Here is a 25,352-nt window from a genome sequence, read left to right on the forward strand (position 1 = left end):
GTCACTTCTCCAGCTCGGTCAGTCGGTCGGCGACCACGCGCGCGATGTGCGCGATCGGCTCGGGCAGGGTCATGTCCTTGTGGGAGCAGGCGACGTTCGTGTTGTCGATGCGCCTGCTCACGTACGGCGTCCAGGTCTCCGGCGTCAGGGTGTCGTCGATGGTGTCCACCGTGGCCCGGAAGAACAGCACATCGCCCCGGAACACCCGATGGCCGTAGGCGCGTACGAGGTCGTTGGTGTTGAGGTACACCTCGCCGAGCGCCTCGATCTTCGCGGCGGAGAGCGTGGCCAGCGGGGAGCCCTCACGGCGCAGCACCTCGACCACGTTCGCCGTGTTCAGCTCCCTGTCCCCGAGGCTTTCGGGGCCGTAACCGCCCATGGTGAGCAGCGATTCGAGCGCCTCCGCCCGGTCGGGCACCGGCAGATCGCGGAAGCCTTCGGCGGGGTACGCGTCCAGGATCGCCAGCAACTCCACCTCCTGGCCAGCCTCTTGCAGCACCGCCGCGATGGCGTGCGCGATGATGCCGCCGGTCGACCAGCCGAGCAGCCGGTAGGGGCCCTGGGGCTGGACCTCGCGGATCCGGGACGCGTAGTGCGCGGCCAGTTCCTCCAGCGTGGTGGGCAGCGGCTCCTCGGCGGTGGCCTCGCCGACGCCCTGGGCCTGGAGCCCGTAGATCGGCACATCGGCCGGCAGACGGCGGATCAGGCCGGCGTAGCACCAGCTGAGACCGCCCGCCGGGTGCACACAGTGGACCGGGGCGCGGTCGCCGGGGCGGGCGGGCCGCAGCGGCAGCAGCACATCCAGCGGGTCCTCCTCGCGCGAGACGTCCAGCGCCGTGTCCAGTGCGGCGGGCGTCGGGGCCTGGAAGACCGTGCCGATCGACACCTCGATGCCGAACGCCGACCTGATCCGCCCGGCGAGGCGCACCGCGAGGAGCGAATGGCCGCCCAGGTCGAAGAAGTTGTCCTCCACCCCGACCGACGGCAGGCCCAGCACCTCCGCGAAGACCGAGCAGAGCTGCTCCTCACGGACCGTGCGCGGTGCGCGCCCACCGGCCATCACCGGAGCGCCCGGCGCGGGCAGCGCCTTGCGGTCCAGCTTGCCGTTGCCGGTCAGCGGCAGCCGCTCCAGCACCACCACGGCCGAGGGCACCATGTGCACCGGCAGCGTGGCGGCTCCATGCTCGCGCAGCGCCGCCGGGACCGGCTCCGTGCCGGGCGCGGGAACGACGTAGCCGACCAGCCGCTTGTCACCGGGGGTGTCCTCGCGGACCACGACCGCCACATCGGAGACCTCCGGGTGGTCGGCCAAAACCGCCTCGATCTCGCCGAGTTCGATCCGGAACCCACGGATCTTGACCTGCTGGTCACCTCGGCCGAAATACTCCAGCGTGCCGTCCGCGCGCCGCCGGGCCAGGTCGCCCGAACGGTACATCCGCCGCCCGCTCTCCCCGAAGAGATGCGCGAACGGATCGGCGACGAAGCGCCCCGCGGTCAGGTCCGGGCGGCCCAGATAACCGAGCGCCACCCCCTCACCGGCCACGTACATCTCACCGGTCACCCCGGGCGGCACCGGCTGCAGCCGCTCGTCCAGGACGTAGACCCGCAGGTCCGGGATGTTCACCCCGATGGTGCTGGAGACCGCGGAGGCGGCCGTCGCCCGGTCCAGCGCCAGGTAGGAGACATGGACCGTGGTCTCCGTGATGCCGTACATGTTGACCAGCGTCGGAGCGTTCTCGGGGTGGCGCGTGTACCAGTCCGCGAGCCGCCCCAGCTCCAGCGCCTCGCCGCCGAACACCACGTACCGCAGCGCCAGTTCGTGCCCGGGCGCCTCCCGGTCGGCGGCCGCCAGCTGATAGAAGGCGGACGGTGTCTGGTTGAGGACGGTCACCCGCTCGTCGGCCAGCAGCCGCAGGAAGGCGTGCGGGTCACGGCTGGTCGCGTACGGGACGACGACGACCCGGCCGCCGTACAGCAGCGCGCCCCACAGCTCCCACACCGAGAAGTCGAACGCGTAGGAGTGGAACAGCGTCCACACGTCGTCCGGCCCGAACGAGAACCAGTGCTCGGTCGCCGTCAGCAGCCGCGTCACATTGTGCTGGGTGACCACGACCCCCTTCGGGCGGCCGGTGGAACCCGAGGTGTAGATGACGTACGCCGGGTCCTGCGGGCTCAGCGGCCGGGTGCGGTCCGCCTGTCCGAGCGGCCCGTCCGGGAAGCCGGCCGCCTCGTCCACGGTGATCAGGGGCAGCTCGTGCGCGGGCAGCCGCTCCGCCGTCGCCGCGTCGGTGATCAGCGCGGCCGGTCGGGCGTCGTCCAGCATGTACGCGAGCCGGTCCGCCGGATAGTCCGGGTCCATCGGCAGATACGCGGCGCCCGCCAGCGACACCGCGAGCAGCCCGGCCACCAGGTCGGGGGAGCGCGGCAGCGCGAGCGCGACGATCGAGCCGGGACCGATCTGCCGGGCCGCCAGCAGCCGGGCCAGCGACTGGGCCCGGGAGGACAGTTCGGCGTACGTCAGTGACACGCCCTCGCAGCTCACGGCCGTCCGCTCCGGATGGCGGCGCGCCGCGACCGCGTAGACCTCGGCGAGGGTGAGCGGCACCGGCCGGTCGTGGTTGACGCCGTTGGCCTCGACCAGGGCGCGGTGGACCTCGTCGTCGCCGAGCACCGGAAGCAGACCGACCGGTGTTTCGGGGTGCTCGGCCGCCGCGGTGAGCAGCCGGGACAGCCGGTCCGCGAGGGCCTGGGCGGTCGACCGGTCGAAGAGGTCGGTGCGGAACTCCAGGAAGCCTCCGATCCCGCCGTCGGGCAGCTCGCCCGCGTTGAGGGTCAGGTCGAACTTCGCGGTGCCGGACGGCACGGCGGTCAGCCGCGCGGTGGTGTCCGGGCCGAGGGCGACGGGCCCGTCCGCGATCGACTGCCAGGCCAGCATCGTCTGGAACAGCGGGTGCCGGGCCAGCGAACGCGCCGGGTTCAGCGCCTCGACCAGGTGGTCGAAGGGCAGCGCGTCGTGCTCGTACGCCGCCAGCGTCGTGGCCCGCACCCGGTCCAGCAGCTCGCCGAAGGCGGGGTCGCCGGAGGTGTCGGTGCGCAGGACCACGGTGTTGGTGAAGAAGCCGACGAGCCCGGCCGTGGCGTCGTCGTCGCGGCCCGCCACGGGGGTGCCGAGCGGGATGTCGGTGCCGCAGCCGTGCCGGGTCAGCAGCGCGGCGAGCCCGGCCTGCACGGTCATGAACACGGTCGCCCCGTGCGCCCGCGCGAGCCGGCGCAGCGCCTCGTGCGCGGTGGCGTCCACGGCGAAGGGCACGGTGTCGCCCGCCGACGTGGCCACCGGCGGCCGGGGCCGGTCGGTGGGCAGCTCCAGCTGGTCGGGCAGCCCGGCGAGCGCCTCGCGCCAGTGGGCGAGCTGGGCCTCGGCGAGCGCGGTCGGCTCCGCCGGGGTGCCCAGCAGCTGCTGGAGCCGGGCCGCGTGGTCCACGTACTGGCCGCTCAGCGGCGCGAACTCCGGTACGCGGCCCTCGGCGCGGGCGGTGTAGGCGATGGCCAGATCCTGGGCCAGGGGAGTGGTGGAGGCCCCGTCGCCCGCTATGTGGTGCAGCAGGAGGAGCAGGGTGTGGTGGTCGGGCGAATCGCTGAACAGGACCGTGCGCAGAGGGGGTTCGGCGGCGAGGTCGAAGCAGTGACGCACCGCCTCGGTGAGATCGCTGCCCGGCTCCGCGATCCGCAGCACCGGGCGGCCCGCCGGGTCGTCGGGGGCGAGGATCCGCTGATGGGGGGTGTCGTCCGGAGCACCGGCGCCGACCGCGCCTTCGGAGGCGTTGTCAGTGGGCGGATATACCGTTCGTAGTGTCTCGTGACGCTCCGCCAGGTCGTGCAGGGCGAGCTGGAGTGCGTCGCGGTCGAGCGGGCCGTTGACGCTCAGGACGAGCGGGATGTTGTAGGTGGGGCTGGGGCCCTCGAGACGGTGGAGGAACCACAGCCGCTGCTGGGCCGGTGAAAGGGGGAGGGGACCGGTGCGCGGTACGGGGGAGAGCGGGACGGACGCGGTGGTCGCGCCACCACGGGTGCGGACCAGCGCGGCCAGGGCGCCGGACGTGGGGTGGCGGAAGACGTCGGCGATGCTCATCGGCACGCCGAAGTGCTCCCGGATCCGGGCGGCCAGCCGGGCGGCCAGCAGCGAGTGCCCGCCCAGGTCGAGGAAGCCCGCGTCGGCGGCCGGGGGTTCGGCGATACCGAGCACGTCGGCGAAGAGCCCGCGCACGATCTCGGTGTGCGGCCCGCCGACGGTGCTGTCCGGGCCGCCCGGGGCGGGCGGGAGCGGTTCGGGGTCGGGCAGGGCCCGGTGGTCGAGCTTGTCGTTGGCCGTACGGGGCAGCGCGTCCAGGAGCGTCACGGTCGCGGGCACCATGTGCTCGGGCAGGGCCCCGGCCAGATGGTCGCGGAGCTCGGCGGGGGTGGGCGGCGCGGTGTCGGCGGCCGGGGCGTCGCCCGCAGTCCGCACCGGGACAGCGTAGGCCAGCAGCCGCTTGCCGTGTCCGGTGTCCCGGGCGATGACCGCGGCCGCCGCGACCTGCGGATGGGTGGCCAGCCGGGCCTGGATCTCGCCCAGTTCGATCCGGAAGCCGCGGATCTTCACCTGGTCGTCGCTGCGCCCGAGGAACTCCAGGGTGTGGTCCTCGCGGCGGCGCACCAGGTCCCCGGTGCGGTACATCCGGCCCCCGGCGTCGCCGTTCGACGCGCCGAACGGGTCCGCGACGAACCGCTCGGCGGTCAGGTCGGGGCGGCCCAGATAGCCGAGGGCCAGGCAGGCCCCGGCGACATACAGCTCACCCGTCACACCGGCGGGCACCGGACGCAGGGAGGAGTCCAGGACATAGACCCGGGAGCCGCGCACGGGGCGGCCGTCGGGACGGGCGGCGGAGCTGCCGGGCACCCAGTAGTAGGCGTCGACCGTCGTCTCGGTCGGCCCGTAGAGGTTGACCGGGTGCACGGCCCCGGCCTCGGTAAGCCGTTCCCACAGGGCCGGCGGCACGCTCTCCCCGCCGACCACCAGATGGGCCGGGTGGTGCCGGCCCTCGTCCAGCAGGCCTTCGACGATGAGCGCTTCGGCGTAGGAGGGGGTGACATCGAGATAGTCGACCAGATGCGTGCCGACGTACGCGGTGAGCGCCGCGGGGTCCCGGTAGGCGGTGTCGTCCAGCAGATGCAGCTCGTGTCCGTGGACCATCCACAGCAGCGGGTCCCAGGACGCGTCGAAGGCGAACGAGGCGCTGTGCGCGACCCGCAGGCGTTCCCGGCCGGTCCGGGCGACGGCCGGGGCGATGTGGTCCGTGCCGTGCCCGGCACAGAGGTTGGCGAGCGAGGCGTGGCTGACGAGGACGCCCTTGGGGCGGCCCGTGGAACCGGAGGTGTGGATGAGATAGGCGGGGTCCGCGAGCGCGGGCCCGGTGGGCAGCGGCCCGTCGGGGCAGGCGGCGAGGGCGTCGGCCGTGGCCGGGGCGTCGAGCGCGACGGTCGGCAGCCCGTGCTCGGGCAGCGCGGCGAGCGTCGCGGCCGTGCCGATGACACAGAGCGGCCGCGCGTCCTCCAGGACGGCCAGGGTCCGGGCGGCTGGGTGGCCGAGGTCCAGCGGCTGGCAGACCCGGCCCGCCTTGAGCACGGCCAGCAGGGCGACGATCATGTCGGCGGTCCGGGGCAGCGCCAGCGCCACCGTGCCGCCCGCACCGGCCGCGTGGTCCGCGCTGTCCGCGCCGAGGCCGGTCAGCAGGTGGGCCAGACGGTCGGAGGCGGCGTCCAGTTCGGCGAAGGTGAGCCGGGCCCCGGACGCGGCGGCTTCCGGCGTGCCCGCGCTCGGGTACGTCGCCGTCCCTGCCGTCCCTGCCGTCCCTGCCGTCCCGCGGAATGTGCCCGCCACCGTGGAGCGCACGGCGACGGCCTCGGGGGTCCGGGCCGCCTGCGCGGTGAACGACCGGGGGAGGGGGAGTGCGGCGGCGGGCTCGGCGCGGCCGGAGGTGGCCTCGCGCAGCTGGTCGCCGGTGAGCAGGTCCAGGGTGCCGATCGGCCGCTCCGGGTCGGTCAGCAACAACTCGGTCAGGCCGTCCAGATAGCGCAGCCAGGTGTTCTCGTGGGCGGCGAGGTCCGTCGCTCCGTACGCGGCGGGGTTGGCGTCCAGGGTGAGCCGCAGGCCTCCGTCCGGACCGGGCGCCGCGCCGACCGCGAGCCCTTCCACGGGGCCGGCCGCGAGATTGCGCACGGTGCCGGTGACCCCGGCGAAGTCCAGGGCGTCGTCGAACGGCTTGACGTTGACCATCGGACCGGTCAGCGGGGTGTCGGCCGACTCCAGGGCCAGATCGCGGCGCAGATCGGCCTGCGGATAGCGCTGGTGGCGGCGGACCGCACGGATCTCCAGCACCACCCGGCGCAGCAGTTCGGCCCCGGTGTCCGCCGGGCGTACGGCGATCCGCAGCGGCAGCACGTTCACGGTCATGGCGGGGGTCCGCAGGGCCGCGGTCCCCCGCCGGTTGGTCAGCGGCAGGCCCAGCACGATGTCCTCGGAGCCGGTGAGCCGGTGCAGATGACCGGCGGTCGCGGCCATCACCAGCTCGGCCCAGGTCGCCTTCGCCGCACGCGCCGCCCCGGACAGCCGCTCCAGGGCGGCGGCGGGCAGGTCGGTGGCCCGGTGGAGGAGGCCGCCGCCGCGCGTCTCCGCGAGGCCGGGCGCGCGGTGGGGCGCGGTGACGAAGGAGCCCGCCATGCGCGCGGACCAGAAAGCGCGGTCCGCCGCGTACTCCTCACCCGTCAGATACGCGGTCTCCTCGCCGGTCAGCTTGCTCAGCGGGGCGAACCGGCTCTCGGGCAGCGGCTGTCCGGCGACCAGCGCACGGTAGACCTCGGCGACCCGCTCACCGATGAGGGACAGGGCGTAGGCATCGACGGCTATGTGGTGCACACGGCGATACCACCGGTGGCGGTTCTCGCCGACCCGGATCAGCGCCTGCGTCATCAGCGAGCCGTCGGCGGCGAGATCCACCGGCCGGGCCAGGTCCTCCCGCATCCACGCCTCGGCCCGGTCCTCCGTCAGCTCCAGCCGGTGCACCACGGGTTCGACGGCGGGCACGACCCGCTGCACCGGCACACCGTCCGCCTCCGACACCCGCAGGGCGAGGGTCTCCGCCTCGCCCACCGTCCGTCTCAGCGCCGCCACGAACAGATCCGCGTCCAGCGGCCCGTCGACCTCCACACAGTCCGCCGTGTTCAGCTCGGTGCCGAGAGGAGCCAGCTGGTGCGCGTAGTAGATGCCCGACTGGGCGGTCAGGAGCGGGAGTCCGGGGGACGGTGCGCTGCCGGAGTGTGCTGCCGAAGAGCTGGTCGGGCGGTTCGGACGCTCATGCATGGGTGTGACGACTCCCCTGAAGGACAACGGACACCGGGCCAACGGGCACTCGGCGCACACTTAGGTAAGGCTAAGTTAACCTATTTCCGACAGCGCAGGCGACCGTCCCCGAGCGGTCCGGAACGCAAGGAGAGTCCATGACCGTCCCCGCAGCCCCACGCCCCGAGACACGGGCCGAGGAGGTGGCCGACACGGTGGCCGACGAGCGGACGCGCGTCCTCAGGACCGCCGTGCGGGAGACGGTCGGCGGCCATGCCCCGGCCCTGCTCGACCTGAGCCGGCGCCTGCACGCCGAGCCCGAGACCGCCTTCGAGGAGCACAGGTCCGCCGCGCTCTGCTCCGAACTCCTCGCCGCGCACGGCTTCGAGGTCACCGCCCCCGCCCACGGCCTGGACACGGCGTTCCGTGCCACGATCGGCTCCGGGCCCGTCACCGTGGCCATCGCCTGCGAGTACGACGCACTGCCCGGCCTCGGTCACGCCTGCGGGCACAATCTGATCGCCGCCGCCGGAGTCGGCGCGGCCCTCGGCCTCGCCCCCCACGCGGACGAACTCGGCCTGACCGTACGGGTCATCGGAACGCCCGCCGAGGAACGCGGGGCGGGCAAGGCGCTGCTGCTGGACGCCGGGGCGTTCGACGGGGTCGACGCCGCGATGATGGTGCACCCCTGCCCCTTCGAGATGGCCGACTTCCGCTCCTTCGCGCTCGGCACCCTCGACGTCACCTACACCGGCCGCGCCGCGCACCCCAGCCTCAATCCCCACGAGGGCCGCAACGCCGCCGACGCGCTGACCGTCGCGCAGGTCGCCCTGGGCCTTCTGCGCCAGCAACTGCCCCCGCAGTGCCGGGTGCACGGCATCACCACCGCCGCCGGGACCGCGCCCAACGCGATACCCGACCGGGCCACCGCCACCTACGAGATACGGGCGCTGGCCGCCGAGGACCTGCGCGAGCTGCGGCAGCGGATCGAGGACTGCTTCCGCGCCGGGGCGCTCGCCACCGGCTGCGAGGTGACCCTGGAGCGCCCGGAGCCCGACTATCTGGACTTCCGGGGCGACCCGGAGCTGATCCGGCTCTGGACCGCCAACGCCCGCGAGCTGGGCCGCGCCGAACCGGTCGAGCGCCCGCCGTTCGCCTGCACCGACATGGGCAATGTCTCGCACGTGGTGCCGTCCATCCACCCGGTGCTCGACATCAGCGGGGGAGCCTGTGGCCCGCACGAGGCCGCGTTCGCCGAGGCGGCCATCTCCCCGGCGGCCGAACAGGCGCTGCTCGACGGAGCGGTGGGCATGGCCTGGACGGCAGCCGACTTCGCCGCCGCGCGCGCTTCCGTCTGACGGGGAGCGGCGAAGCGTGCGGCCCGGTCAGGGCCGCACGCCTCGCCGGGAATTCACCCGAAGGTCACTTGGCGGAGAGCGCCTTGACGTAGTCGGCGAGGACGACGTCGGCCGCGAGCGGGCCGCCGCGCGTGGACCACACCGAGCCGTCGACGGTCACCGTGTGACCGTTCTTGACGGCGCCCAGCTCCTTGTAGGCGGGCTTGGACTGGACGTCCTTGAGGGCCTTCTCGCCGTCCGAGGTCAGCGTCGACAGGAACAGCCAGTCGCCGTCGATCTCGTTGATCTTCTCCAGGCTCAGCGACGGGGTGTGCGCGTTGCCGTCCTTGTTCTGGGACTTGGGCCGCTTCAGCCCCATCTCCAGAGCGACGCCGCTGGCGAACTGCTTGTTCTCCATCCAGCTGGGCCCGTCCGGGTTCCAGCGGACGATCGAGACCTCGGCGCCCTTGTTCTCGCCGAGCTTCTCCCCGGCGGCCTTGGCGGACGCCTCGTGGTCGGTGATGAACTTGTTGGCCGCGTCGAGCTTGTTGACGGCATTGCCGATGCCCCGGAAGAACAGCTTCCAGTCGTCGGCCGGCGCCATCGTCACCAGCGTGGCCGGGGTGATCTCGCGGAGCTGCTTGAGCACCTGCTCGTCCTGCATGTCGCCGGCGAGGATCAGGTCGGGCTTCGCGGCGACGACCTTGTCCATGACCGGCTGGAGGAGGTTGCCCACGATGTCGATGCCCTCGACCTTGTCGGCGAGGTAGGCCGGGGGCTTGTCCAGGCCCTGCCCGTTGGTGATGCCGACCGGCTTGATGTCCAGCGCCAGGACCGCGTCCAGGTCCTCCTGGGTCAGGGTGACGATGCGCTTGGGCTCCGCCGGTATCTCCACGGCCTTGCCGGTGGCGTCCTTGACCGTACGGGTCGCGGAGGAGGCGGAGTCCGCCTTGCCGGCCTTGTCGCCGGAGGACTTGCCCGAGTCGGAGTCCGTTCCGCAGGCCGTCAGGAGGAGGGCCGCGGCCCCGAGCGTGGCGACGGCTCGCGCCGCTCTTCGGGCGACGGTGCGGGCGGGGCGGTGGGGCAGGTTCATCAAGGACTCCGGGTTCAACGGGACATGAAGCGGTGACGGCCGTACGGTCACACGGATGCGGCCGTCGGCTCGTGAGCGAGCTAAGGTTAGCCTTACTTTAGCGGCATCGGGCAAGGTGATGCCCCATTCCTTCGGAAAGGCCGGTCCTCGTGGAAATCCGTGTCGAACAGCTCACCGCTGGATACACCGGTCATACCGCCGTGGATCAGGTCGACCTGACGGTCCCCTCGGGGCAGGTCGTGGCGATCGTGGGCCCCAACGGCTGCGGCAAATCGACCCTCCTGCGCTCCATGGCCCGCCTCCACCAGCCACGCTCCGGCACGGTGTTCGTCGGCGACGCCGACATCTGGCAGCTGCGCCAGCGCGACGCCGCCCACTGCATCGCCCTGCTGCCCCAGGCCCCGCAGGCCCCCGAGGCGGTCACCGTGGCCGGACTCGTACGGTACGGACGCCACCCGCACCAGGGGCTGTTCCGCCAGTGGTCGCGGGAGGACGAGGAGGCCGTCACCCGCGCCCTGGAGGCCACCGGCACCGCCGCTCTGGCCGGACGCCGGCTCGACCAGCTCTCCGGCGGCCAGCGGCAGCGCTGCTGGCTCGCCATGGCCCTCGCCCAGGAGACCCCCGTCGTCCTGCTCGACGAGCCCACCAGCGCCCTCGACATCGGCCACGCCGTGGAGGTCCTGGACCTGGTGCGCGAGGTCGCCGCCGAGGGTCGCACCATCGTCATGGTCGTCCACGACCTCGCCGCCGCCGCGCGGTACGCCGACACCCTGGTCGCCATGCGCGACGGGCGGATCATCGCCACGGGACCGCCCCGCGAGACCGTGGACGCGGCCCTGGTCCAGGAGCTCTACGGCATCGAGGCGGAGATCCTCACCGCGACCTCCGACGGGGCGCCCGTCGTCGTACCGACCGTACGCACGCCCGCCGCCGCCGTCTGAGCCGCAGCCGACCGCGCAAGCGCCCGCGGGCGCCCGAGAACGCCGAGGGGCCCCTCCGTCCGGGGGCCCCTCGGCCCACTGCCTCGCGACAGCTACGCCTACTGCGCCGACGCGTTCAGGCGGACGTGCCCGAGCCGTCGCCGCGGAAGACGCCGAGGATCTCCTCGGCGGCCAGCGTCGCCGTCAACGTGCCCTCGCGGACCCGCTGTTCGAGCTCCGGCGCGAGCTTCCGCACCGCCGGGTTGCTGTACAGGCTGTCCAGCAGCTCGTCCCGGACCATGGCCCAGGTCCAGTCCACCTGCTGGTCGCGCCGCTTGGCCGCCAGCCGGCCCGTCGACTCCAGGACCGTACGGTGCTGCTCCAGTCGTTCCCACAGGGTGTCCAGCCCGGTCGACTCGCGTGCGCTGCAGGTGAGCACCGGGGGCGTCCAGGCAGCGTCCGCCGGATGCATCAGCCGCAACGCGCCCGCCAGTTCACGGGCCGCCGAGCGGGCGTCGCGTTCGTGCGGGCCGTCGGCCTTGTTCACCGCGATGGCGTCCGCCAGCTCCAGGACGCCCTTCTTGATGCCCTGCAACTGGTCGCCGGTACGGGCCAGGGTCAGCAGCAGGAACGTGTCGACCATGTTGGCCACCGCCGTCTCCGACTGCCCGACCCCCACCGTCTCCACCAGCACCACGTCGTAGCCCGCCGCCTCCATCACCACGATGGACTCCCGGGTTGCCTTGGCCACCCCGCCCAGCGTGCCCGCCGTGGGGGAGGGCCGGACGAAGGCGGCCGGGTCCACCGCCAAGCGCTCCATCCGGGTCTTGTCGCCCAGGATGGAACCGCCCGTACGGCTGGAGGACGGGTCGACCGCCAGCACCGCCACCCGGTGCCCGAGCCCGGTGAGCATCGTGCCGAGCGCGTCGATGAACGTGGACTTGCCCACGCCCGGCACCCCGCTGATCCCGATCCGCCGGGCCGCCCCCGCGTGCGGCAGCAGCCGGCTCAGCAACTGCTGGGCCAGCACCCGGTGTTCGGCCCGCGTCGACTCGACGAGTGTGATCGCGCGCGCCACGAACGCGCGCTTCCCGTCGAGCACTCCCTGCACGTAACCGTCGATGTCGATCTTCGCAGCCATCCGGTCAGCGGCTCACAGCTCGTGGCCGAGCGCGGCGCCGAGCCGCGTCACCAGGTCGTGGGCCGCGTCCGGGATCACCGTCCCCGGCGGGAAGACCGAGGCGGCGCCCGCCTCGTGCAGGGCCTCGATGTCCTGCGGCGGAATCACCCCGCCCACCACGATCATGATGTCCTCGCGCCCCTCGGCGGCCAGCTCCTCGCGCAGCGCCGGAACCAGCGTCAGATGCCCGGCCGCCAGCGAGGAGACGCCCACGATGTGCACGTCGGCCTCGACGGCCTGCCGCGCCACCTCGCCCGGCGTCTGGAACAGCGGGCCGACGTCCACGTCGAAGCCCAGGTCGGCGAAGGCCGTGGCGATCACCTTCTGGCCCCGGTCGTGGCCGTCCTGGCCCATCTTGGCGACCAGGATGCGCGGGCGACGGCCCTCCGCCTCCTCGAACGCGTCGACCAGCGCACGGGTCCGGTCCACGGAAGGGGACTCTCCTGCCTCTTTGCGGTACACACCGGAGATCGTACGGATCTGCCCGGCGTGCCTGCCGTACACCTTCTCCAGCGCGTCCGAGATCTCCCCGACCGTCGCCATCGCCCGCGCCGCGTCGACCGCCAGTGCCAGCAGATTGCCCTCCAGGCCCGGACCCGGGTCGCGCTCGGCGGCCGCCGTCAGCGCCCGCAGTGCCTCCCGGCACGCCGTCTCGTCGCGCTCCTCGCGCAGCCGGCGCAGCTTCTCGATCTGCTGGGTGCGCACCGAGGAGTTGTCGACCTTGAGCACGTCGATCTGCTCGTCGGTCTCCACCCGGTACTTGTTCACCCCGATCACCGGCTGCCGCCCGGAGTCGATCCGCGCCTGCGTCCGCGCTGCGGCCTCCTCCACCCGGAGCTTGGGGATGCCCGCGTCGATGGCCTTCGCCATCCCGCCGGCCGCCTCCACCTCCTCGATGTGCTGCCAGGCCCGGTCCGCGAGGTCGCGCGTCAGCTTCTCCACGTACGCGCTGCCGCCCCACGGGTCGATGACCCGGCAGGTACCGGACTCCTGCTGGAGCAGGAGCTGGGTGTTACGGGCGATCCGCGCCGAGAAGTCGGTGGGCAGCGCCAGCGCCTCGTCGAGAGCGTTGGTGTGCAGCGACTGGGTGTGGCCCTGCGTCGCGGCCATCGCCTCCACACACGTACGCGTCACGTTGTTGAACACGTCCTGCGCGGTCAGCGACCAGCCCGAGGTCTGCGAATGGGTGCGCAGCGAAAGAGACTTGGGGTTCTTCGGGTCGAACTGCTTGACCAGCCGCGCCCAGAGCAGCCGGGCCGCCCGCAGCTTCGCGACCTCCATGAAGAAGTTCATGCCGATCGCCCAGAAGAACGACAGCCGGGGCGCGAACGCGTCGACGTCCAGACCGGCCTCCTGCCCGGCGCGCAGATACTCCACCCCGTCGGCCAGCGTGTACGCCAGCTCCAGATCGGCCGTCGCCCCGGCCTCCTGGATGTGATAGCCGGAGATCGAGATGGAGTTGTAGCGCGGCATCTTCTGCGAGGTGAAAGCGAAGATGTCGGAGATGATCCGCATCGAGGGCGACGGCGGATAGATATAGGTGTTGCGGACCATGAACTCCTTCAGAATGTCGTTCTGAATGGTCCCGGCCAGCTTCGAAGGCGGTACGCCCTGTTCCTCGGCGGCCACGATGTACAGCGCCAACACGGGAAGCACCGCGCCGTTCATCGTCATCGACACCGACATCCGGTCCAGCGGAATGCCGTCGAACAGCTGGCGCATGTCGTAGATCGAGTCGATCGCCACCCCGGCCATGCCCACGTCACCCGTCACCCGGGGGTGGTCGCTGTCATAGCCTCGGTGGGTCGGCAGGTCGAAGGCGACCGACAGACCCTTCTGCCCGGCCGCGAGGTTGCGCCGGTAGAAGGCGTTCGACTCCTCGGCCGTGGAGAAACCGGCGTACTGCCGGATCGTCCAGGGCTGGTTGACGTACATCGTCGGGTAGGGGCCGCGCAGATACGGGGCGATGCCCGGGTAGCTGTGCAGCGCGTCCAGACCCTCCAGGTCCTCACCGGTGTAGAGCGGCTTGACCGTGATCCCCTCGGGCGTCTCCCAGAGCGGGGCCTCGGCGCCGTCGGCCGCCTTGGTCACGGCCGCCTGCCACTCCTCGGCGGAACCGGCGGGCGGCGCGGTGGACGCCAACGGCAGGTCGGAGAAGTCGGGAACGGAGGTGGTGCGTTCCGTGGGCGGTGTCGGCATCACGCCACTCCCATGCGGTCGAGTACGGAGGTGAGAACGGCGACCGCGTCGCAGCCCGCGAAGACATAGGCGTCGACGTCGGCGTACTCGCCGGGGCGCCCCGCGAGGAACACCTGCGCCGCGCCTGCCGACTTCAGCGCACCGGCCACCGCGTCCGCCTGCTCGGCGTAGAGCGCGTCGGACGAGCACAGCACGGCGACCGACGCCCCGGAGGCGGCCAGCGCACCGGCGGCGGTGTCCGCGTTCACGGAGACCGGGTCGTGCACCGCCTCGATCCCGCCCGCCCCGAAGAGGTTGACGGCGAACGAGACCCGCGCGGTGTGCGCTGCGGCCGGGCCGAGCGCGGCGACGAACACCCTCGGGCGGCTTCCGGTCGCCGCGAGGTGCGCGTCCGACCGGGCCCGCAGCACCTCGAACGCCTCGTCCCGCCGGACCCGGGGCAGACCGCCCGGAGCCCCGGCGTACGCGTCGGGGGCGGACTCGCGCTCCACCGGGCGCTCGCCGGGCATCGGGAACTCGCTGACCCCGGTGATCGGCTCCTTGCGGCGCGCCAGCTTCGCACTGCGCGTCGCCCAGGTGGCCGCCAGCCGCTCCGCGACCAGCCCGGAGCGCAGAGCTGCGGGCAGCCCGCCCGCCCGCTCGGTCTCCTGGAAGAACGCCCAGGCGGCCGTGGCGAGTTCGTCCGTCAGCCGCTCCACGTACCAGGAGCCGCCCGCCGGGTCGATGACCCGCGCCAGGTGCGACTCCTCCATGAGGATCGTCGAGGTGTTGCGGGCGATCCGCCGCGCGAACGCGTCCGGCAGGCCCAGTGCGTGATCGAACGGCAGCACGGTCACGGAGTCCGCGCCGCCGACGCCCGCGCCGAGCGTGGCCAGCGTGGTGCGCAGCATGTTCACCCACGGGTCGCGGCGCGTCATCATCACCGGAGAGGTGACGGCGTGCTGCCGCTGGGCCCCGGCGGCGGGAGCCCCGGAGGCCTCGGCGACGCGCGCCCACAGCCGGCGCGCCGCGCGCAGCTTGGCGATGGTCAGGAACTGGTCGGCGGTGGCCGCGTAACGGAACTCCAGCTGCCCGCAGGCCGCCGCCACGCTCATCCCGGCAGCGGTGAGGGCCCGCAGATAGGCGACGCCGGTGGCCAGGGAGAGCCCCAGCTCCTCGGCCGCCGAACCGCCCGCCTCGTGGTACGGCAGCGCGTCCACGGCGATCGCCCGCAGTCCCGGGTACTCCGCGTCGCACCGCTGCGCCCAGCGCACGGCGGGGGCGAGATCCGCCTCGACGCCCGCCCGGGCCTCGTGGCCGAGCGGGTCGGCGCCCAGCGTGCCGCGCGCCTCGTGCCGGGCGACGCCGCGCTCCTCGTACAGCCGCAGCAGTTCCGTCGCCGCGGCGTCCGGATCGGCCGGGGCGTCGAGCGCGATGGGTGCGAGATCGAGGTACACGCCCTCCAGCGCCCGCGCGAGCCCGTCGACGGGGACGCCCGCCGGGCCGCCCACCGGGAGCCAGAGCGAGGTGACCCCGTTCTCCAGATCGCCGAGCAGCGCCTCGTTCAGCCGGGACGGGTCGGACAGGGTGTGGCGCTGGCGCACGTCCCAGCCGCCTGCCGCGTTCCCCTCGGCCCTGCTGCCCCGGGTGAAGGGGGCGAAGCCGGGGAAACCGGTGTCCGGCGACTCGTCGCTCGCGGTGTAGAGGGGGCGGGTGGTGAGCCCGTCCTCCAGTGTGGTGGACAGCGCTTCCTCGGCGGCCGAGCCCGTGACTTCCTTGCCCGACTTGCGCAGTACGCCTTCGACGAGGCTCTGCCACTGGTCATGGGAAGGGTCGGGGAACGCGGCGGCCGGAGAGAGCCCGTCAGCAGGCTGGACCGTCATGCTCAGATGCTAGGCCAGTGTGCGGAATGAGCAGCAGGGGCACGTGCTGTGACCTTGCCCTCTCGGGTATGCACTTGATCCTTTACATGCGGTCGCGTAACCGGTGCGGCGGACGGCGGGCGGCAACACGACGGTCCTCGAGATCGGGATGAATCGGGACAGAGGTGCATATTATGTGCGAAGTTTCCTGATTTGTTATGTCATCCCTGGAATGCCGTATCCACCCCGGCGCCCCTGTGGCCGCCGGGATACGGAGAGGACGCGACCGTGGCCGTCGGACCTGTGGAATACCTCGTCATCGCCTTCCCCGGCAGTCGCTTCACCGGGTCGGTCGTCCCCGCCCTCGCCGACGCCGTGTCGTCCGGCGCCGTACGCGCCGGTGACCTGGCCTTCGTCCGCCGGGCCGAGGGCGGCGCGCTGACCCCGGTGGGCCTGCGGGAGCTGGACCCCGAAGGAGTGGTTCCGGCCGATGCGGAGGAGGGCGGGGCGGCGGTGGTGCTGGGCGCGGAGGACATCGAACAGCTCGACGGCGGAGTGCCGACGGGCGATGTCGTCGCGATCGTGGTCCGGGAAGACCTGTGGACCACCCGGCTCGCCCGCACGGCCCGCGAGGCGGGCGGCGCCTTCGTCGCGCACGAGCGGCTGACCCCGGGCGGCGCCGGCGATGCCGGTGAGGAGAGCGCGGGGGACGACATCATCGCCCGGCTGGAACGGCTCGCCGAACTGTGGAAGCGGGACGTCCTCACCGACGACGAGTTCGTGGAGCAGAAGACGAAACTCCTGTCGGACTGACGTCCTTTCCTCGCTGCATGCGTCGTTGATCCTGATATGCGGAATTCTTGGAATTCATCAGGGAAAGAGGCAGTTCATCGTGCAGACCGCCCGGACCGTTCCGGCCGCCACCGTTGTCAATCTGCGCGACCTGGGCGGCATCGCCCTGGGCCGTGACCGTCGGGTGCGGCAGGGCGTGCTGTTCCGCTCGGGGCAGCTGAGCGAGCTCGACCCGGCGAGCGACCGGGCGGTGTCGGCACTCGGCATCCGCACCGTCGTGGACCTGCGCACCGCCGACGAGCGCCGGTGGGCCCCGGACCGGCTGCCGGACCGGGCCAGACTCTTCGTCGCCGATGTACTGGGCGACCACCCGGGCGTGGCGCCGGCCCGGCTGCGGTCCCTGCTGGCCGACCCGGTCGAGGCGGAGCGGACGCTGGGCGGCGGCCGGGCCGAGGAACTGTTCGCCGAGACCTACCGGAAGATGGTCCTCTCGCCCGGCGCGGCGGCCGCCTACCGGGCGTTCCTGGAAACGGTGGCCGATTCCGGCGCCCGCCCGGTGCTCTTCCACTGCACGGCGGGCAAGGACCGTACGGGCTGGGCGGCGGCCGTCCTGCTGATGATCCTCGGAGCGGCCCGCGCCACGGTGCGGTCGGACTTCGTCGCGGTCAATCCCGCCGTACGGGCCGCCTTCGCCCCGTACGTGGCGAAGTTCCTGGACGGCGGTGGAGACCCCGCCGTCGCCGCGGCGATCATCGAGGTCCGCCCCCGCTATCTCGACCTGGCGCTCGACGCCATGGACGAGCGCTGGGGCGGCCTCGACGGCTATGTGCGCAACGGACTGCGGGTGCCCGACGCCGTACTGGAGCGGTTGCGCGACGGCCTGGTGATCCGCGGCTGACCCGTACGGAAGCTACGCGAGCGCGGGAAGGGGCCGGTCCGGCGGGACCGGCCCCTTCCGTACGCGCTTCGGGCGACCGTGCGTGCCAGGCGTCGTCCGGCAGGCGGCAGTTCGACGACAGGTTCCTAGAGGCGTACGAGGCGTTCCGTCAGGTCGCGGTAGTGCTGGAGGGCGATCCGCAGATCCTCGGTCTCCGCCCCGGTGGGCGCGTCGCGCTCGCCCTTGCCCGCGCGCAGTCGCCGCCCGCGTTCCGCCAGGGCGGCCCCGAGGTCCGCCACCACCTCCTCGAACGTGGCGTCGGCATCCCGCACCGCCCGGTGCGGATCCGCCACGAACCCGGCCACCGCCTGCTGGATCCGGGCGGTGAACGCCTCCTGCTCCTCGGGGGCGAACAGCGGCCGCCCGGGGTGCGGGCCGACCTCGGCGGGGCCCGGGCTCCGCACGGGCGTACCCGTGTCCACGGGCCCGGCGCCCTCGGGGCGGTCCGTGCTGTCGGGCGTCTGCGTCGTTTCGTCCGTCGTCCGCGTCATGATGTGCCGCGTCCCTTCACCAGATGCCGGTTGCCGTGCTCACGCCCCGACGGGCCGTCCGTGAGCAGGGAGTCGAAGAGCCCGCGGGCATCGACCAGTGCCCCGCGCATCTCCTCGGTGCTCGCGTCCCCGCGTCCCGCGGAGTGCACCCGCCGATAGCCGTGGACGTGCGCGGCATGGTGGACGGAGAGCGCGTCCGTACGGTCCTCGAAGTCCTCGCCGGCCGGGAAGCCGCGCTCGCGCGACAGATCCGCCAGCAGCGCGTCGGCTTCGGCGAGCGCCCGCCCGGGCGATTCGACGAAGAGCTCCTGGGCGCTCGCCCAGCGGGCGGCGTAGCGTGCGCGGGCCTCGTCGGTCAGCGGGCGCTTCTCCAGCCGCCCGTGCCGCTTCACCCGGTCGCCGAGCTCCCGCTCGGCCGCCGCGGTGTCGCCGTCGTGCCGGGCGACCACCCGCTCGTACTCCGGTCCGAAGCGGCTGCGCAGCCCCCGGCCGCCGACCGGACCTCCACGGAGCAGGAAGAACGCGGCGATGGCCGCCACGACGACCACGGCGATGATGATGATCGCTGTCGTCACGGCTACCGCCCCCAACGTCCATCGGCCGGTACGTAGCTCTGCTGTCGCACAGTGGTCAACCCCTTTCGGTCCGGGCCCGGCGGCAATCGCCGGGCGGTGTGATGGAGTTCGTGTACCCCCGGTTGCCCGTTCGAGGCCGCCGCCCTCCGGCAGGAGGTCCCGAGCGGCGCCCTGGGTAGGGTGAAGGAGTCGGATCGGCTGCAGGTCGGAGGGACACGCGATGACGGAGCGCAAACCACCAGGAGTCAGTTTCGAATCCTGGGTCGACCGGCAGATTCACGAGGCGGAACAGCGCGGCGACTTCTCCGCGCTCCCGGGCTTCGGCAAGCCGATCGCCGGTCTTGAACGCCCGTACGACGAGACCTGGTGGATCAAGCAGAAGATGCAGCGGGAAGGCGTGTCGATGCTGCCGCCCGCCCTGGCCCTGCGCAAAGAGGCGGAAGACGTTCCCGCCGCGGTCTCCGCCGCTCGCACCGAGGCCGAGGTGCGGCACATCCTGACCGAGGTGAACGAGAAGATCGAACGCGCGATCCGGAGGCCGCCCGAGGGCCCGCCGCTGGGACTGATCCCCTTCGACGTGGACGGGACCGTACGGCGCTGGCGCGAGGAACGTCGCACGACCCGAGGACCGTCGTGACCGTGCCGCATACTCGCCGTCGGGGATCGGACGGAACAGGGCGGCGGCGCGGGGCCGCCGCGCGGCGCGCCGATGTGGTGGTCCGCCGGGCCGAGGCGGGCGACGCGGGCCGCCTGACCCGGCTGGTCCGCACCTCACGCGCCTACGAGGGCCCGTACGCACCGATGGTCGAGGGCTACCGGGTCGGGCCGGACTACATCGCCGCGCACCGGGTCTTCGTCGCCGCGGACGGCGACACGGGGCAGATCCTCGGCTTCTACGCGCTGCTCCTCGACCCGCCGGAACTGGACCTGATGTTCGTCGCCGACTCCGCCCAGGGCCTCGGCATCGGCCGGCTGCTCGCCGGCCATCTGCGCGAGGAGGCCCGCAACGCCGGGCTCACGGGCATCCGGATCGTCTCCCATCCGCCCGCGGAGGGCTTCTACCGCAGCATCGGCGCCGAACCCGTCGGCACGGTCCGCGCCGCCCCGCCCGCGGTGATGTGGGACCGCCTCGAGTTCCTGCTGCGCATCGGCTGAGGCGCGCCGCCCCGGGGACGACCGGAGCCCGGCCGCACGGGTGCGCGGCCGGGCTCCGGGCCCGGACTGGGTGCTGCGGGCGGTGATCAGCCGCCGTACGGGCGAGTGATCAGCTCCATCCCATGACCGTTCGGATCGGGGAAGTACACGCCCCGCCCGCCGTCGTTGTGATTGATCTCGCCGGGAATCTTCTGATGGGGATCGGCGTAATAGTCGATTCCCCGCTCCTGGATCTTCGCGAACGCGGTGTCGAACTCCGCCTCCGAGATGAGGAACGCGTAGTGCTGCGGGGTGATCGAAGCGGCGGGAATCGTCGCGAAATCCAGCGTGATGCTGTTCGCGAGAACGACCGGAATGAACGGCCCCCACTCTTCTCCGACCGTCAGGCCCAGCAGATCCGCCAGGAATTCCGCGGACTCGCGGTTGTCCCGGCAATGGACGATGGTGTGATTCAACTCGACTGACACGGTGGAATGCCTCCAACGGGCATCTCACGGGCTACCTCCACGCCTCACCCGGCCGGTGACCGACGCGCGATGCCCTGCGGTGATCCTAGGCGGGCCGCGTCCCACCGGTCCACGGGAATACGCCCGTGACCGCGGGGAACCCGTGGGATCCGGCCATGAGCGCGCCGCCACGCGGGAAGAGAGGTCACGTGACATTCAGCAGAGGCCGTCAGGAGACCCAGGAGGAGCGGGCGGACCGGCAGTGGTCCGAACTCCTCCAGGAACTGCGCGTCGCACAGACCGGCGTCCAGATCCTCTTCGGCTTTCTGCTCGCGGTGGTCTTCCAGTCGCGTTTCGAGGACCTGGGGGACACCGACCGGACCATCTACGTGATCACGGTCATGCTGGGCTCGGCGACCGCGGCGTCGCTCATCGGCCCCGTCTCGTACCACCGGCTCCTCACCGGCCGCCGGATGAAGCCCGAGACGGTCATCTGGGCCTCCAGGATGACCGTCCTCGGCCTGGTGCTGCTCTTCTGCACCATGTGCTCGGCGCTGCTGCTGATCCTCCGCGTCGCCCTGCACAACCAGCTGGCGCTGTGGCTGGTCGGTGCGATGGCCCTGTGGTTCCTGGCCTGCTGGTTCGTCTTCCCGGTGTGGGCCCTGGCCCGGGGGAGCGCTGCCCGGGGCGAGGACGAGGACGACGGGGCCGGGGACGCGTCGCCCGACCGGCGGAGCGGCGCCTCCTAGAGCGTGTCAGGCCGGGCTGCGCAGATCGGTCACCGCGAACAGCGCGCCGTTCGGGTCCCGCAGCGTGACCTCGGTACCCCCGAAGCCGGTGCGCTCCTCGACGAGACCGCCCCCGTGCCGTTCGGCGGCCGAGACCGTCGCCGCGAGGTCCGTCACCGGGAACTGGACCTGCCAGTGCGGGCGCACCACCGATTCGGCCGCGCTCTCCTCGGCGCCGGAGCTGATCCGGGCCAGCGCATGCCCCTCGCACCGCACGATGACCTCGTCGCCCTCGTACGCCACATCGCAGCAGCCCGGCCGTCCGCTCGCCCAGTCGAGTACCTCGCCGTAGAAGATCGCCGCGTCGAAGGCATTACGGGTCCGCAGCCGCAGCCAGGCGTGCGCGTGGTCGGCCGGGGCCGGCGGCGAGGCGGAGGGTTCGGTGCGCTCCCAGAGGCCGAACGCCGCCCCGTCCCGGTCCGACGCCAGCACACCGCGCCCCTTGCCGAGCGTCAGCGGCCCCACCGCCACCGTCCCGCTGCGCTCACGGATCCGGGCGGCGGCCACGTTCGCGTCCTCCACCGCGAAGTACGGCGTCCAGGCCACCGCGACCTGGAACGCCGTGGAGACGGCGAAGGCACCGGCCACCGGCACCTCGTCGCGGTAGGCCACCGCGTAGTCCGACCCGAGCCGCCCGGGCCGGAACGACCAGCCCAGGACCTGCGCGTAGAACCGCTCGGCGGTCTCCAGGTCCCGGGTCATGAGGGTGACCCAGCACGGTGCGGCCGGGCCCGTCAGCGGGGCCGCCGATGAGGCCGTACGGGGATCGCTTCCGGTCATGGTCCACTGCCTTCTTCGGGGAGCGGCGTTCTGCCCGGCCGCTGCGGTCCAGCCACCAGCCTCGAACGGCCCGCCCGGTCCCGCAACGCGGGCCGGGACGCCTGCGGGGTCACAGAACGGCGCGCGGCGGCGCGTTCGTGATGTCGTGGAAGATCTGGTCGGCCTGCGGCCGCCGGTCGGCCATCGCCTCCCAGACCACGCTGCCGGTGGCCAGATGCAGCTCCATGCCGGCCATCGCCAGGGTGGCCCCTGCCCGCCATCGCCAGGGTGGCCCCCAGGACCGCCGTGCTGTCCTCGGCGATGACGGAAGGAGCGCTACTTCTGGGCGCTGCTGACCGCTGACCGGGATCTTCGTGATGGGGGCGGCTGTTTCTCGTTCTACCAAGGCCTCTCCGCCCTCCGCCGGGGCGACCACGATCCGCCCGAGGGCTACACAGCGGGGCTGATCGTGCCCGGCGTGGCCTTCGTCGCCGAGGCCACCTCGCTGACCCGGGCCCTGCGCCAGGCGCGCGGCGAGAGGCGCGGGGCGCTGGACCCGGCTGCGCCGGAGCGCGGCGAGGAGGAAGACCTCGTTGAGGCTGTCGGCGACCGAGCGGGCGGCCTCGGACAAGGGCGGGGGAGCCGGAAGCCGGCCCGCCCACGGTCTTGGCCGCCGCGATCACGAGATCGGCGGCGAGCGCCACCAGAACCGTGAGTCGGGTACGTCGGTCGGCGGCCGAGCCGGCCGTCACAGCCTCCTGAGCAGAGGGGCCGACGTGACGCCCCCGCGGGACGGGCCGGTCAGCCGTTCGGCCGCTCCTCGTCCGGCGGCAGCGGGCCGTTGCCGTGGTCCTTCAGCTCGTACGGCGACAGGGCGTGGCCGTCCTCGGGGAACTGATCGGAGGAATGCGGGTCGTGCTGTTCGACGTGGGTGCGCCGCTCGGGCTTCTCCGGCTGCTCATGGGGCTGGGGCGGCGGCGGCTCGGCGTCGTGCTTGCGCTTGCTGAGGATGAAGCCGCCGATCAGCAGGGCGACGACGGCCAGCGCCACGATGGGCATGACGACCCCGAGGGCGCCCGTGGTCGCAGCGAGCGGGACCTCGGCCGCGGTGACTGCATTCAGAACATCCATGCAATGCGGATACCCCGGGAGGAGGGCATCAGTCAGCTATTCACATCAATTCATGTTTTATGGGTATCTCGTGGGAAACGCGTTTCAAGACCGTGGGCCAGGACAGCCCTCCTGCCCGCCCTCCAGGTGTTCCAGGCCTCTTTCGGGTGCTTCCCGTGTCGCCGTCGGCCGGATGCGGGGTCAGCCTGGAGTGGTCCCGAAGGCCGGCACCCCAGTGGAAGGAACCACGGTGAACAGCACCCCCGAGCAGAGCGGCGAGGATCACCCGGCGGGCCGGGAGGTGGTGGTCTCGCTCGGCCGCTGCGACACCCAGGACGCGCGGACCGTGTTCGACGTGCTCGCCACCGCCTTCGCCTCCGACCACCCGATGGGCGAGACCCCCGCACCGGTCTCCGGCCCCCGGCCCACCGCCTGGGTCACCACCGTCGACGTGTCCGAACCGCGGGCGGACGTCACCCCCGCCCGCCTCACCGCACCGGTCACGGTGGACGCCCAGGGCGGCTACTGGGCCGTCGACCGGCTGCGGACCCACCTCACCGGAGCCTTCGTGGTGAGCGTCGTCGGTACGGCCGCCGGGGACCAGGAGCAGGAGGTCAGGCTGCGGCTGGAGAGCCGCTGACCGGACCGGACCAGAACCCGGCCGGGGTGGCCCGGCCGCACGGCGAAGCGAAAGGCGCGCGCATGGATTCCCTCGCTCTCGGAGCGGACCTCGAACCGGAACCGGTCGTCGACGAACGCTCCGCCGTGACGCTGTACGTCAACGGCGAGGAGACGACGCTGACCGTCGACCACCGTGCCACCGTCCTGGAGACGCTGCGGGAGGACTTCGGACTCACCGGCGCCAAGAAGGGCTGCGACCACGGCCAGTGCGGAGCCTGCACGGTCCTCGTCGACGGACGCCGGGTCAACAGCTGTCTGCTGCTCACCGTCGCCCGGAACGGAGCCACGATCATCACCGTGGAAGGGCTCGCCGACGGCGAGAGCCTGCACCCGGTGCAGCAGGCGTTCGTCGAGCGGGACGCCCTCCAGTGCGGCTTCTGCACCCCGGGCCAGATCTGCTCGGCCGTGGGCATGCTCCGCGAGGCCGCGGACGGCCACCCTTCGCACGCCACCGCACCGGATTCCTTCGCCGCCGGGCCGGACGGGACCGTCGCCGGAGCCGTCGTGCTCGACGCCGACGAGATCCGGGAACGGATGAGCGGCAACCTGTGCCGGTGCGGGGCCTACCCCCGGATCGTCGAAGCCATCGAGGACGTGATCGAGTGAAACCGTTCGGCTATGCGCGCCCCGCCTCCACCGACGAGGCCGTCCGGCTCTGCGCGGCCGGCCCCGGCGCCCGCTTCCTGGGCGGCGGCACCAATCTGGTGGACCTGATGAAACTCGGCGTGGAGACGCCCCGGATCCTCATCGACGTCGCCGGGCTGCCGCTCGACCGGGTGACCCGGACGGCCGAGGGCGGCCTGAGCCTCGGCGCCACCGTGCGCAACAGCGACCTCGCCGCCCACCCCGACGTCATCGAGAGCTACCCCGTGCTGTCCCAGGCGCTGCTGGCCGGGGCCTCCGGCCAGCTCCGCAACACCGCCACCACCGGCGGCAACCTGCTCCAGCGCACCCGGTGCCGCTATTTCCAGGACGTCTCCAAGCCCTGCAACAAACGGCTTCCCGGCTCCGGCTGCCCCGCGCGCGAAGGCACCCACCGCGACCTCGCCATCCTCGGGCACTCGCCGGAGTGCGTGGCCACCAACCCGTCCGACATGGCCGTGGCCCTCGCCGCGCTCGACGCGACCGTGCTGCTGCTCGGCCCCGAGGGCGAACGGGCCGTCCCCCTCACGGAATTCCACCGTCTGCCGGGGGAGAACCCCGACCAGGACACCGTGATCAGGCCCGGCGAGCTGATCACCGAGGTGCTGCTCCCGCCGCCGGCTCCCGGCACGGTCTCCCGCTACCGCAAGGCCCGCGACCGCGCCTCGTTCGCCTTCGCGCTGGTCTCCGTCGCCGCCACCGTCCGGGTGGCCGCCGGCCGCGTCGAGCACGCCACGCTGGCGTTCGGAGGCGTCGCCCACCGTCCCTGGCGGGCCCGCAGGACCGAGGCCGAGCTGCGCGGCGCACCGGCCACGCCCGCCGTCCTCCAGCACGCCCTGATCGCCGAACTGGCCGAGGCCCGGCCGCTGCGCGACAACGCGTTCAAGGTGGACCTCGCCCGCCGCCTCGCTCTCGACGTGCTCGGCGAACTCACCGCCCTGCAGCCCGCCGGGACCGGCTGAACCGCCCGGACCGCCGGGACCGGCCGTAACCGCCCGGGGCACCCGACCGCGCCCGCCCGCACCACCGAC

The 25,352-nt window shown here is 72.8% G+C and carries 20 protein-coding genes and 1 pseudogene; 10 read left to right on the forward strand and 11 right to left on the reverse strand.

Annotation, left to right across the window (positions count from 1 at the left end; all coding sequences use genetic code 11):
• Position 1: 1 nt before the first annotated feature.
• Positions 2–7,396 carry an amino acid adenylation domain-containing protein gene (locus AC0VY3_RS16615; RefSeq protein ID WP_475549900.1) on the reverse strand — a complete coding sequence of 2,465 codons (7,395 nt, stop codon included), beginning with the start codon at positions 7,394–7,396 and terminating at the stop codon, positions 2–4.
• A 137-nt stretch (positions 7,397–7,533) separates the two neighbouring features.
• Here AC0VY3_RS16615 and AC0VY3_RS16620 point away from each other — a divergent pair, with 137 nt between their 5' ends.
• Positions 7,534–8,733: a M20 family metallopeptidase gene (locus AC0VY3_RS16620; protein WP_475549901.1), complete on the forward strand. Its 1,200-nt coding sequence runs from the start codon at positions 7,534–7,536 to the stop codon at positions 8,731–8,733.
• A 64-nt stretch (positions 8,734–8,797) separates the two neighbouring features.
• On the opposite strand, the gene AC0VY3_RS16625 is transcribed toward AC0VY3_RS16620, so the two are convergent.
• Entirely contained in the window at positions 8,798–9,805 is a 1,008-nt protein-coding gene (locus tag AC0VY3_RS16625; RefSeq protein ID WP_103512359.1) for an ABC transporter substrate-binding protein, read from the reverse strand.
• Between the two features lie 149 nt (positions 9,806–9,954).
• Here AC0VY3_RS16625 and AC0VY3_RS16630 point away from each other — a divergent pair, with 149 nt between their 5' ends.
• A complete protein-coding gene (locus AC0VY3_RS16630) occupies positions 9,955–10,746 on the forward strand; it encodes an ABC transporter ATP-binding protein (protein ID WP_475549902.1) in 792 nt (263 codons plus the stop codon).
• 115 nt (positions 10,747–10,861) lie between these two features.
• Here AC0VY3_RS16630 and meaB read toward each other — a convergent pair whose 3' ends face one another.
• From meaB to AC0VY3_RS16645, 3 genes are read right to left on the reverse strand one after another with little or no spacing between them, the layout of a single operon-like run.
• Positions 10,862–11,866 carry a methylmalonyl Co-A mutase-associated GTPase MeaB gene (meaB, locus tag AC0VY3_RS16635; protein ID WP_103512357.1) on the reverse strand — a complete coding sequence of 335 codons (1,005 nt, stop codon included), beginning with the start codon at positions 11,864–11,866 and terminating at the stop codon, positions 10,862–10,864.
• A gap of 12 nt (positions 11,867–11,878) precedes the next feature.
• Positions 11,879–14,104, reverse strand: a complete 2,226-nt coding sequence (gene scpA / locus AC0VY3_RS16640) for a methylmalonyl-CoA mutase (RefSeq protein WP_475549903.1) — start codon at positions 14,102–14,104, stop codon at positions 11,879–11,881.
• Positions 14,104–15,966: a methylmalonyl-CoA mutase family protein gene (locus AC0VY3_RS16645; protein WP_475549904.1), complete on the reverse strand. Its 1,863-nt coding sequence runs from the start codon at positions 15,964–15,966 to the stop codon at positions 14,104–14,106. The genes scpA and AC0VY3_RS16645 overlap by 1 nt, the downstream gene beginning before the upstream one ends.
• Positions 15,967–16,233: 267 nt before the next feature.
• On the opposite strand from AC0VY3_RS16645, the gene AC0VY3_RS16650 reads away from it, so the two are divergent.
• Both AC0VY3_RS16650 and AC0VY3_RS16655 read left to right on the forward strand, forming a co-directional pair.
• Positions 16,234–16,758 (forward strand): SHOCT domain-containing protein, encoded by a 525-nt coding sequence (locus tag AC0VY3_RS16650; RefSeq protein WP_103512354.1) that lies wholly within the window; start codon positions 16,234–16,236, stop codon positions 16,756–16,758.
• Positions 16,759–16,837: 79 nt separating this feature from the next.
• Positions 16,838–17,635, forward strand: coding sequence for a tyrosine-protein phosphatase (locus AC0VY3_RS16655; protein WP_103512353.1), 798 nt, complete (start codon positions 16,838–16,840; stop codon positions 17,633–17,635).
• 125 nt (positions 17,636–17,760) lie between these two features.
• Here the strand turns inward: AC0VY3_RS16655 and AC0VY3_RS16660 are convergent, their stop codons facing one another.
• On the reverse strand, positions 17,761–18,165 hold the full coding sequence (locus tag AC0VY3_RS16660; RefSeq protein ID WP_103512352.1) for a hypothetical protein: 405 nt from the start codon (positions 18,163–18,165) through the stop codon (positions 17,761–17,763).
• On the reverse strand, positions 18,162–18,740 hold the full coding sequence (locus tag AC0VY3_RS16665) for a hypothetical protein (RefSeq protein WP_475549905.1): 579 nt from the start codon (positions 18,738–18,740) through the stop codon (positions 18,162–18,164). The genes AC0VY3_RS16660 and AC0VY3_RS16665 overlap by 4 nt, the downstream gene beginning before the upstream one ends.
• A gap of 220 nt (positions 18,741–18,960) precedes the next feature.
• Here AC0VY3_RS16665 and AC0VY3_RS16670 point away from each other — a divergent pair, with 220 nt between their 5' ends.
• Both AC0VY3_RS16670 and AC0VY3_RS16675 read left to right on the forward strand, forming a co-directional pair.
• Positions 18,961–19,377: a DnaJ family domain-containing protein gene (locus AC0VY3_RS16670; RefSeq protein ID WP_103512350.1), complete on the forward strand. Its 417-nt coding sequence runs from the start codon at positions 18,961–18,963 to the stop codon at positions 19,375–19,377.
• A 74-nt stretch (positions 19,378–19,451) separates the two neighbouring features.
• Positions 19,452–19,895 (forward strand): GNAT family N-acetyltransferase, encoded by a 444-nt coding sequence (locus tag AC0VY3_RS16675; protein ID WP_103512349.1) that lies wholly within the window; start codon positions 19,452–19,454, stop codon positions 19,893–19,895.
• An 86-nt stretch (positions 19,896–19,981) separates the two neighbouring features.
• Here AC0VY3_RS16675 and AC0VY3_RS16680 read toward each other — a convergent pair whose 3' ends face one another.
• Positions 19,982–20,362, reverse strand: a complete 381-nt coding sequence (locus tag AC0VY3_RS16680; RefSeq protein ID WP_103512348.1) for a VOC family protein — start codon at positions 20,360–20,362, stop codon at positions 19,982–19,984.
• 155 nt (positions 20,363–20,517) lie between these two features.
• Here AC0VY3_RS16680 and AC0VY3_RS16685 point away from each other — a divergent pair, with 155 nt between their 5' ends.
• Complete coding sequence (locus AC0VY3_RS16685; RefSeq protein WP_103512415.1) at positions 20,518–21,090, forward strand: DUF6328 family protein; 573 nt, start codon at positions 20,518–20,520, stop codon at positions 21,088–21,090.
• 6 nt (positions 21,091–21,096) lie between these two features.
• Here the strand turns inward: AC0VY3_RS16685 and AC0VY3_RS16690 are convergent, their stop codons facing one another.
• The 3 genes and pseudogenes from AC0VY3_RS16690 to AC0VY3_RS16700 all read right to left on the reverse strand — a co-directional run bounded on the left by AC0VY3_RS16690 (position 21,097) and on the right by AC0VY3_RS16700 (position 23,019).
• The gene (locus AC0VY3_RS16690; RefSeq protein ID WP_475549906.1) at positions 21,097–21,909 is read right to left on the reverse strand and encodes a VOC family protein; all 813 of its coding nucleotides are present in this window, start codon (positions 21,907–21,909) and stop codon (positions 21,097–21,099) included.
• Positions 21,910–22,087: 178 nt separating this feature from the next.
• Positions 22,088–22,640 (reverse strand): annotated as a pseudogene (locus tag AC0VY3_RS16695) (cation efflux transmembrane domain-containing protein); the annotation flags it as partial.
• Positions 22,641–22,689: 49 nt separating this feature from the next.
• Complete coding sequence (locus tag AC0VY3_RS16700) at positions 22,690–23,019, reverse strand: DUF6479 family protein (RefSeq protein ID WP_103512347.1); 330 nt, start codon at positions 23,017–23,019, stop codon at positions 22,690–22,692.
• 229 nt (positions 23,020–23,248) lie between these two features.
• Between AC0VY3_RS16700 and AC0VY3_RS16705 the strand changes: the two genes are divergently transcribed.
• The 3 genes from AC0VY3_RS16705 to AC0VY3_RS16715 all read left to right on the forward strand — a co-directional run bounded on the left by AC0VY3_RS16705 (position 23,249) and on the right by AC0VY3_RS16715 (position 25,283).
• Positions 23,249–23,638: a hypothetical protein gene (locus AC0VY3_RS16705; protein ID WP_103512346.1), complete on the forward strand. Its 390-nt coding sequence runs from the start codon at positions 23,249–23,251 to the stop codon at positions 23,636–23,638.
• Between the two features lie 62 nt (positions 23,639–23,700).
• A complete protein-coding gene (locus AC0VY3_RS16710) occupies positions 23,701–24,285 on the forward strand; it encodes a (2Fe-2S)-binding protein (RefSeq protein ID WP_103512413.1) in 585 nt (194 codons plus the stop codon).
• On the forward strand, positions 24,282–25,283 hold the full coding sequence (locus tag AC0VY3_RS16715; RefSeq protein WP_475549907.1) for an FAD binding domain-containing protein: 1,002 nt from the start codon (positions 24,282–24,284) through the stop codon (positions 25,281–25,283). The genes AC0VY3_RS16710 and AC0VY3_RS16715 overlap by 4 nt, the downstream gene beginning before the upstream one ends.
• The last annotated feature ends 69 nt before the right edge of the window (positions 25,284–25,352 follow it).

It is taken from the genome of Streptomyces sp. iso_384 (assembly GCF_056172905.1).

Excerpts from the sequence above, each read along its gene's own strand:
- AC0VY3_RS16615 (WP_475549900.1), bottom strand. The coding sequence starts at position 7,396 with ATGCATGAGCGTCCGAACCGCCCGACCAGCTCTTCGGCAGCACACTCC.
- AC0VY3_RS16620 (WP_475549901.1), top strand. The coding sequence starts at position 7,534 with ATGACCGTCCCCGCAGCCCCACGCCCCGAGACACGGGCCGAGGAGGTG.
- AC0VY3_RS16625 (WP_103512359.1), bottom strand. The coding sequence starts at position 9,805 with ATGAACCTGCCCCACCGCCCCGCCCGCACCGTCGCCCGAAGAGCGGCG.
- meaB (WP_103512357.1), bottom strand. The coding sequence starts at position 11,866 with ATGGCTGCGAAGATCGACATCGACGGTTACGTGCAGGGAGTGCTCGAC.
- scpA (WP_475549903.1), bottom strand. The coding sequence starts at position 14,104 with ATGCCGACACCGCCCACGGAACGCACCACCTCCGTTCCCGACTTCTCC.
- AC0VY3_RS16645 (WP_475549904.1), bottom strand. The coding sequence starts at position 15,966 with ATGACGGTCCAGCCTGCTGACGGGCTCTCTCCGGCCGCCGCGTTCCCC.
- AC0VY3_RS16660 (WP_103512352.1), bottom strand. The coding sequence starts at position 18,165 with ATGACGCGGACGACGGACGAAACGACGCAGACGCCCGACAGCACGGAC.
- AC0VY3_RS16670 (WP_103512350.1), top strand. The coding sequence starts at position 18,961 with ATGACGGAGCGCAAACCACCAGGAGTCAGTTTCGAATCCTGGGTCGAC.
- AC0VY3_RS16685 (WP_103512415.1), top strand. The coding sequence starts at position 20,518 with ATGAGCGCGCCGCCACGCGGGAAGAGAGGTCACGTGACATTCAGCAGA.
- AC0VY3_RS16690 (WP_475549906.1), bottom strand. The coding sequence starts at position 21,909 with ATGACCGGAAGCGATCCCCGTACGGCCTCATCGGCGGCCCCGCTGACG.
- AC0VY3_RS16700 (WP_103512347.1), bottom strand. The coding sequence starts at position 23,019 with ATGGATGTTCTGAATGCAGTCACCGCGGCCGAGGTCCCGCTCGCTGCG.
- AC0VY3_RS16710 (WP_103512413.1), top strand. The coding sequence starts at position 23,701 with ATGGATTCCCTCGCTCTCGGAGCGGACCTCGAACCGGAACCGGTCGTC.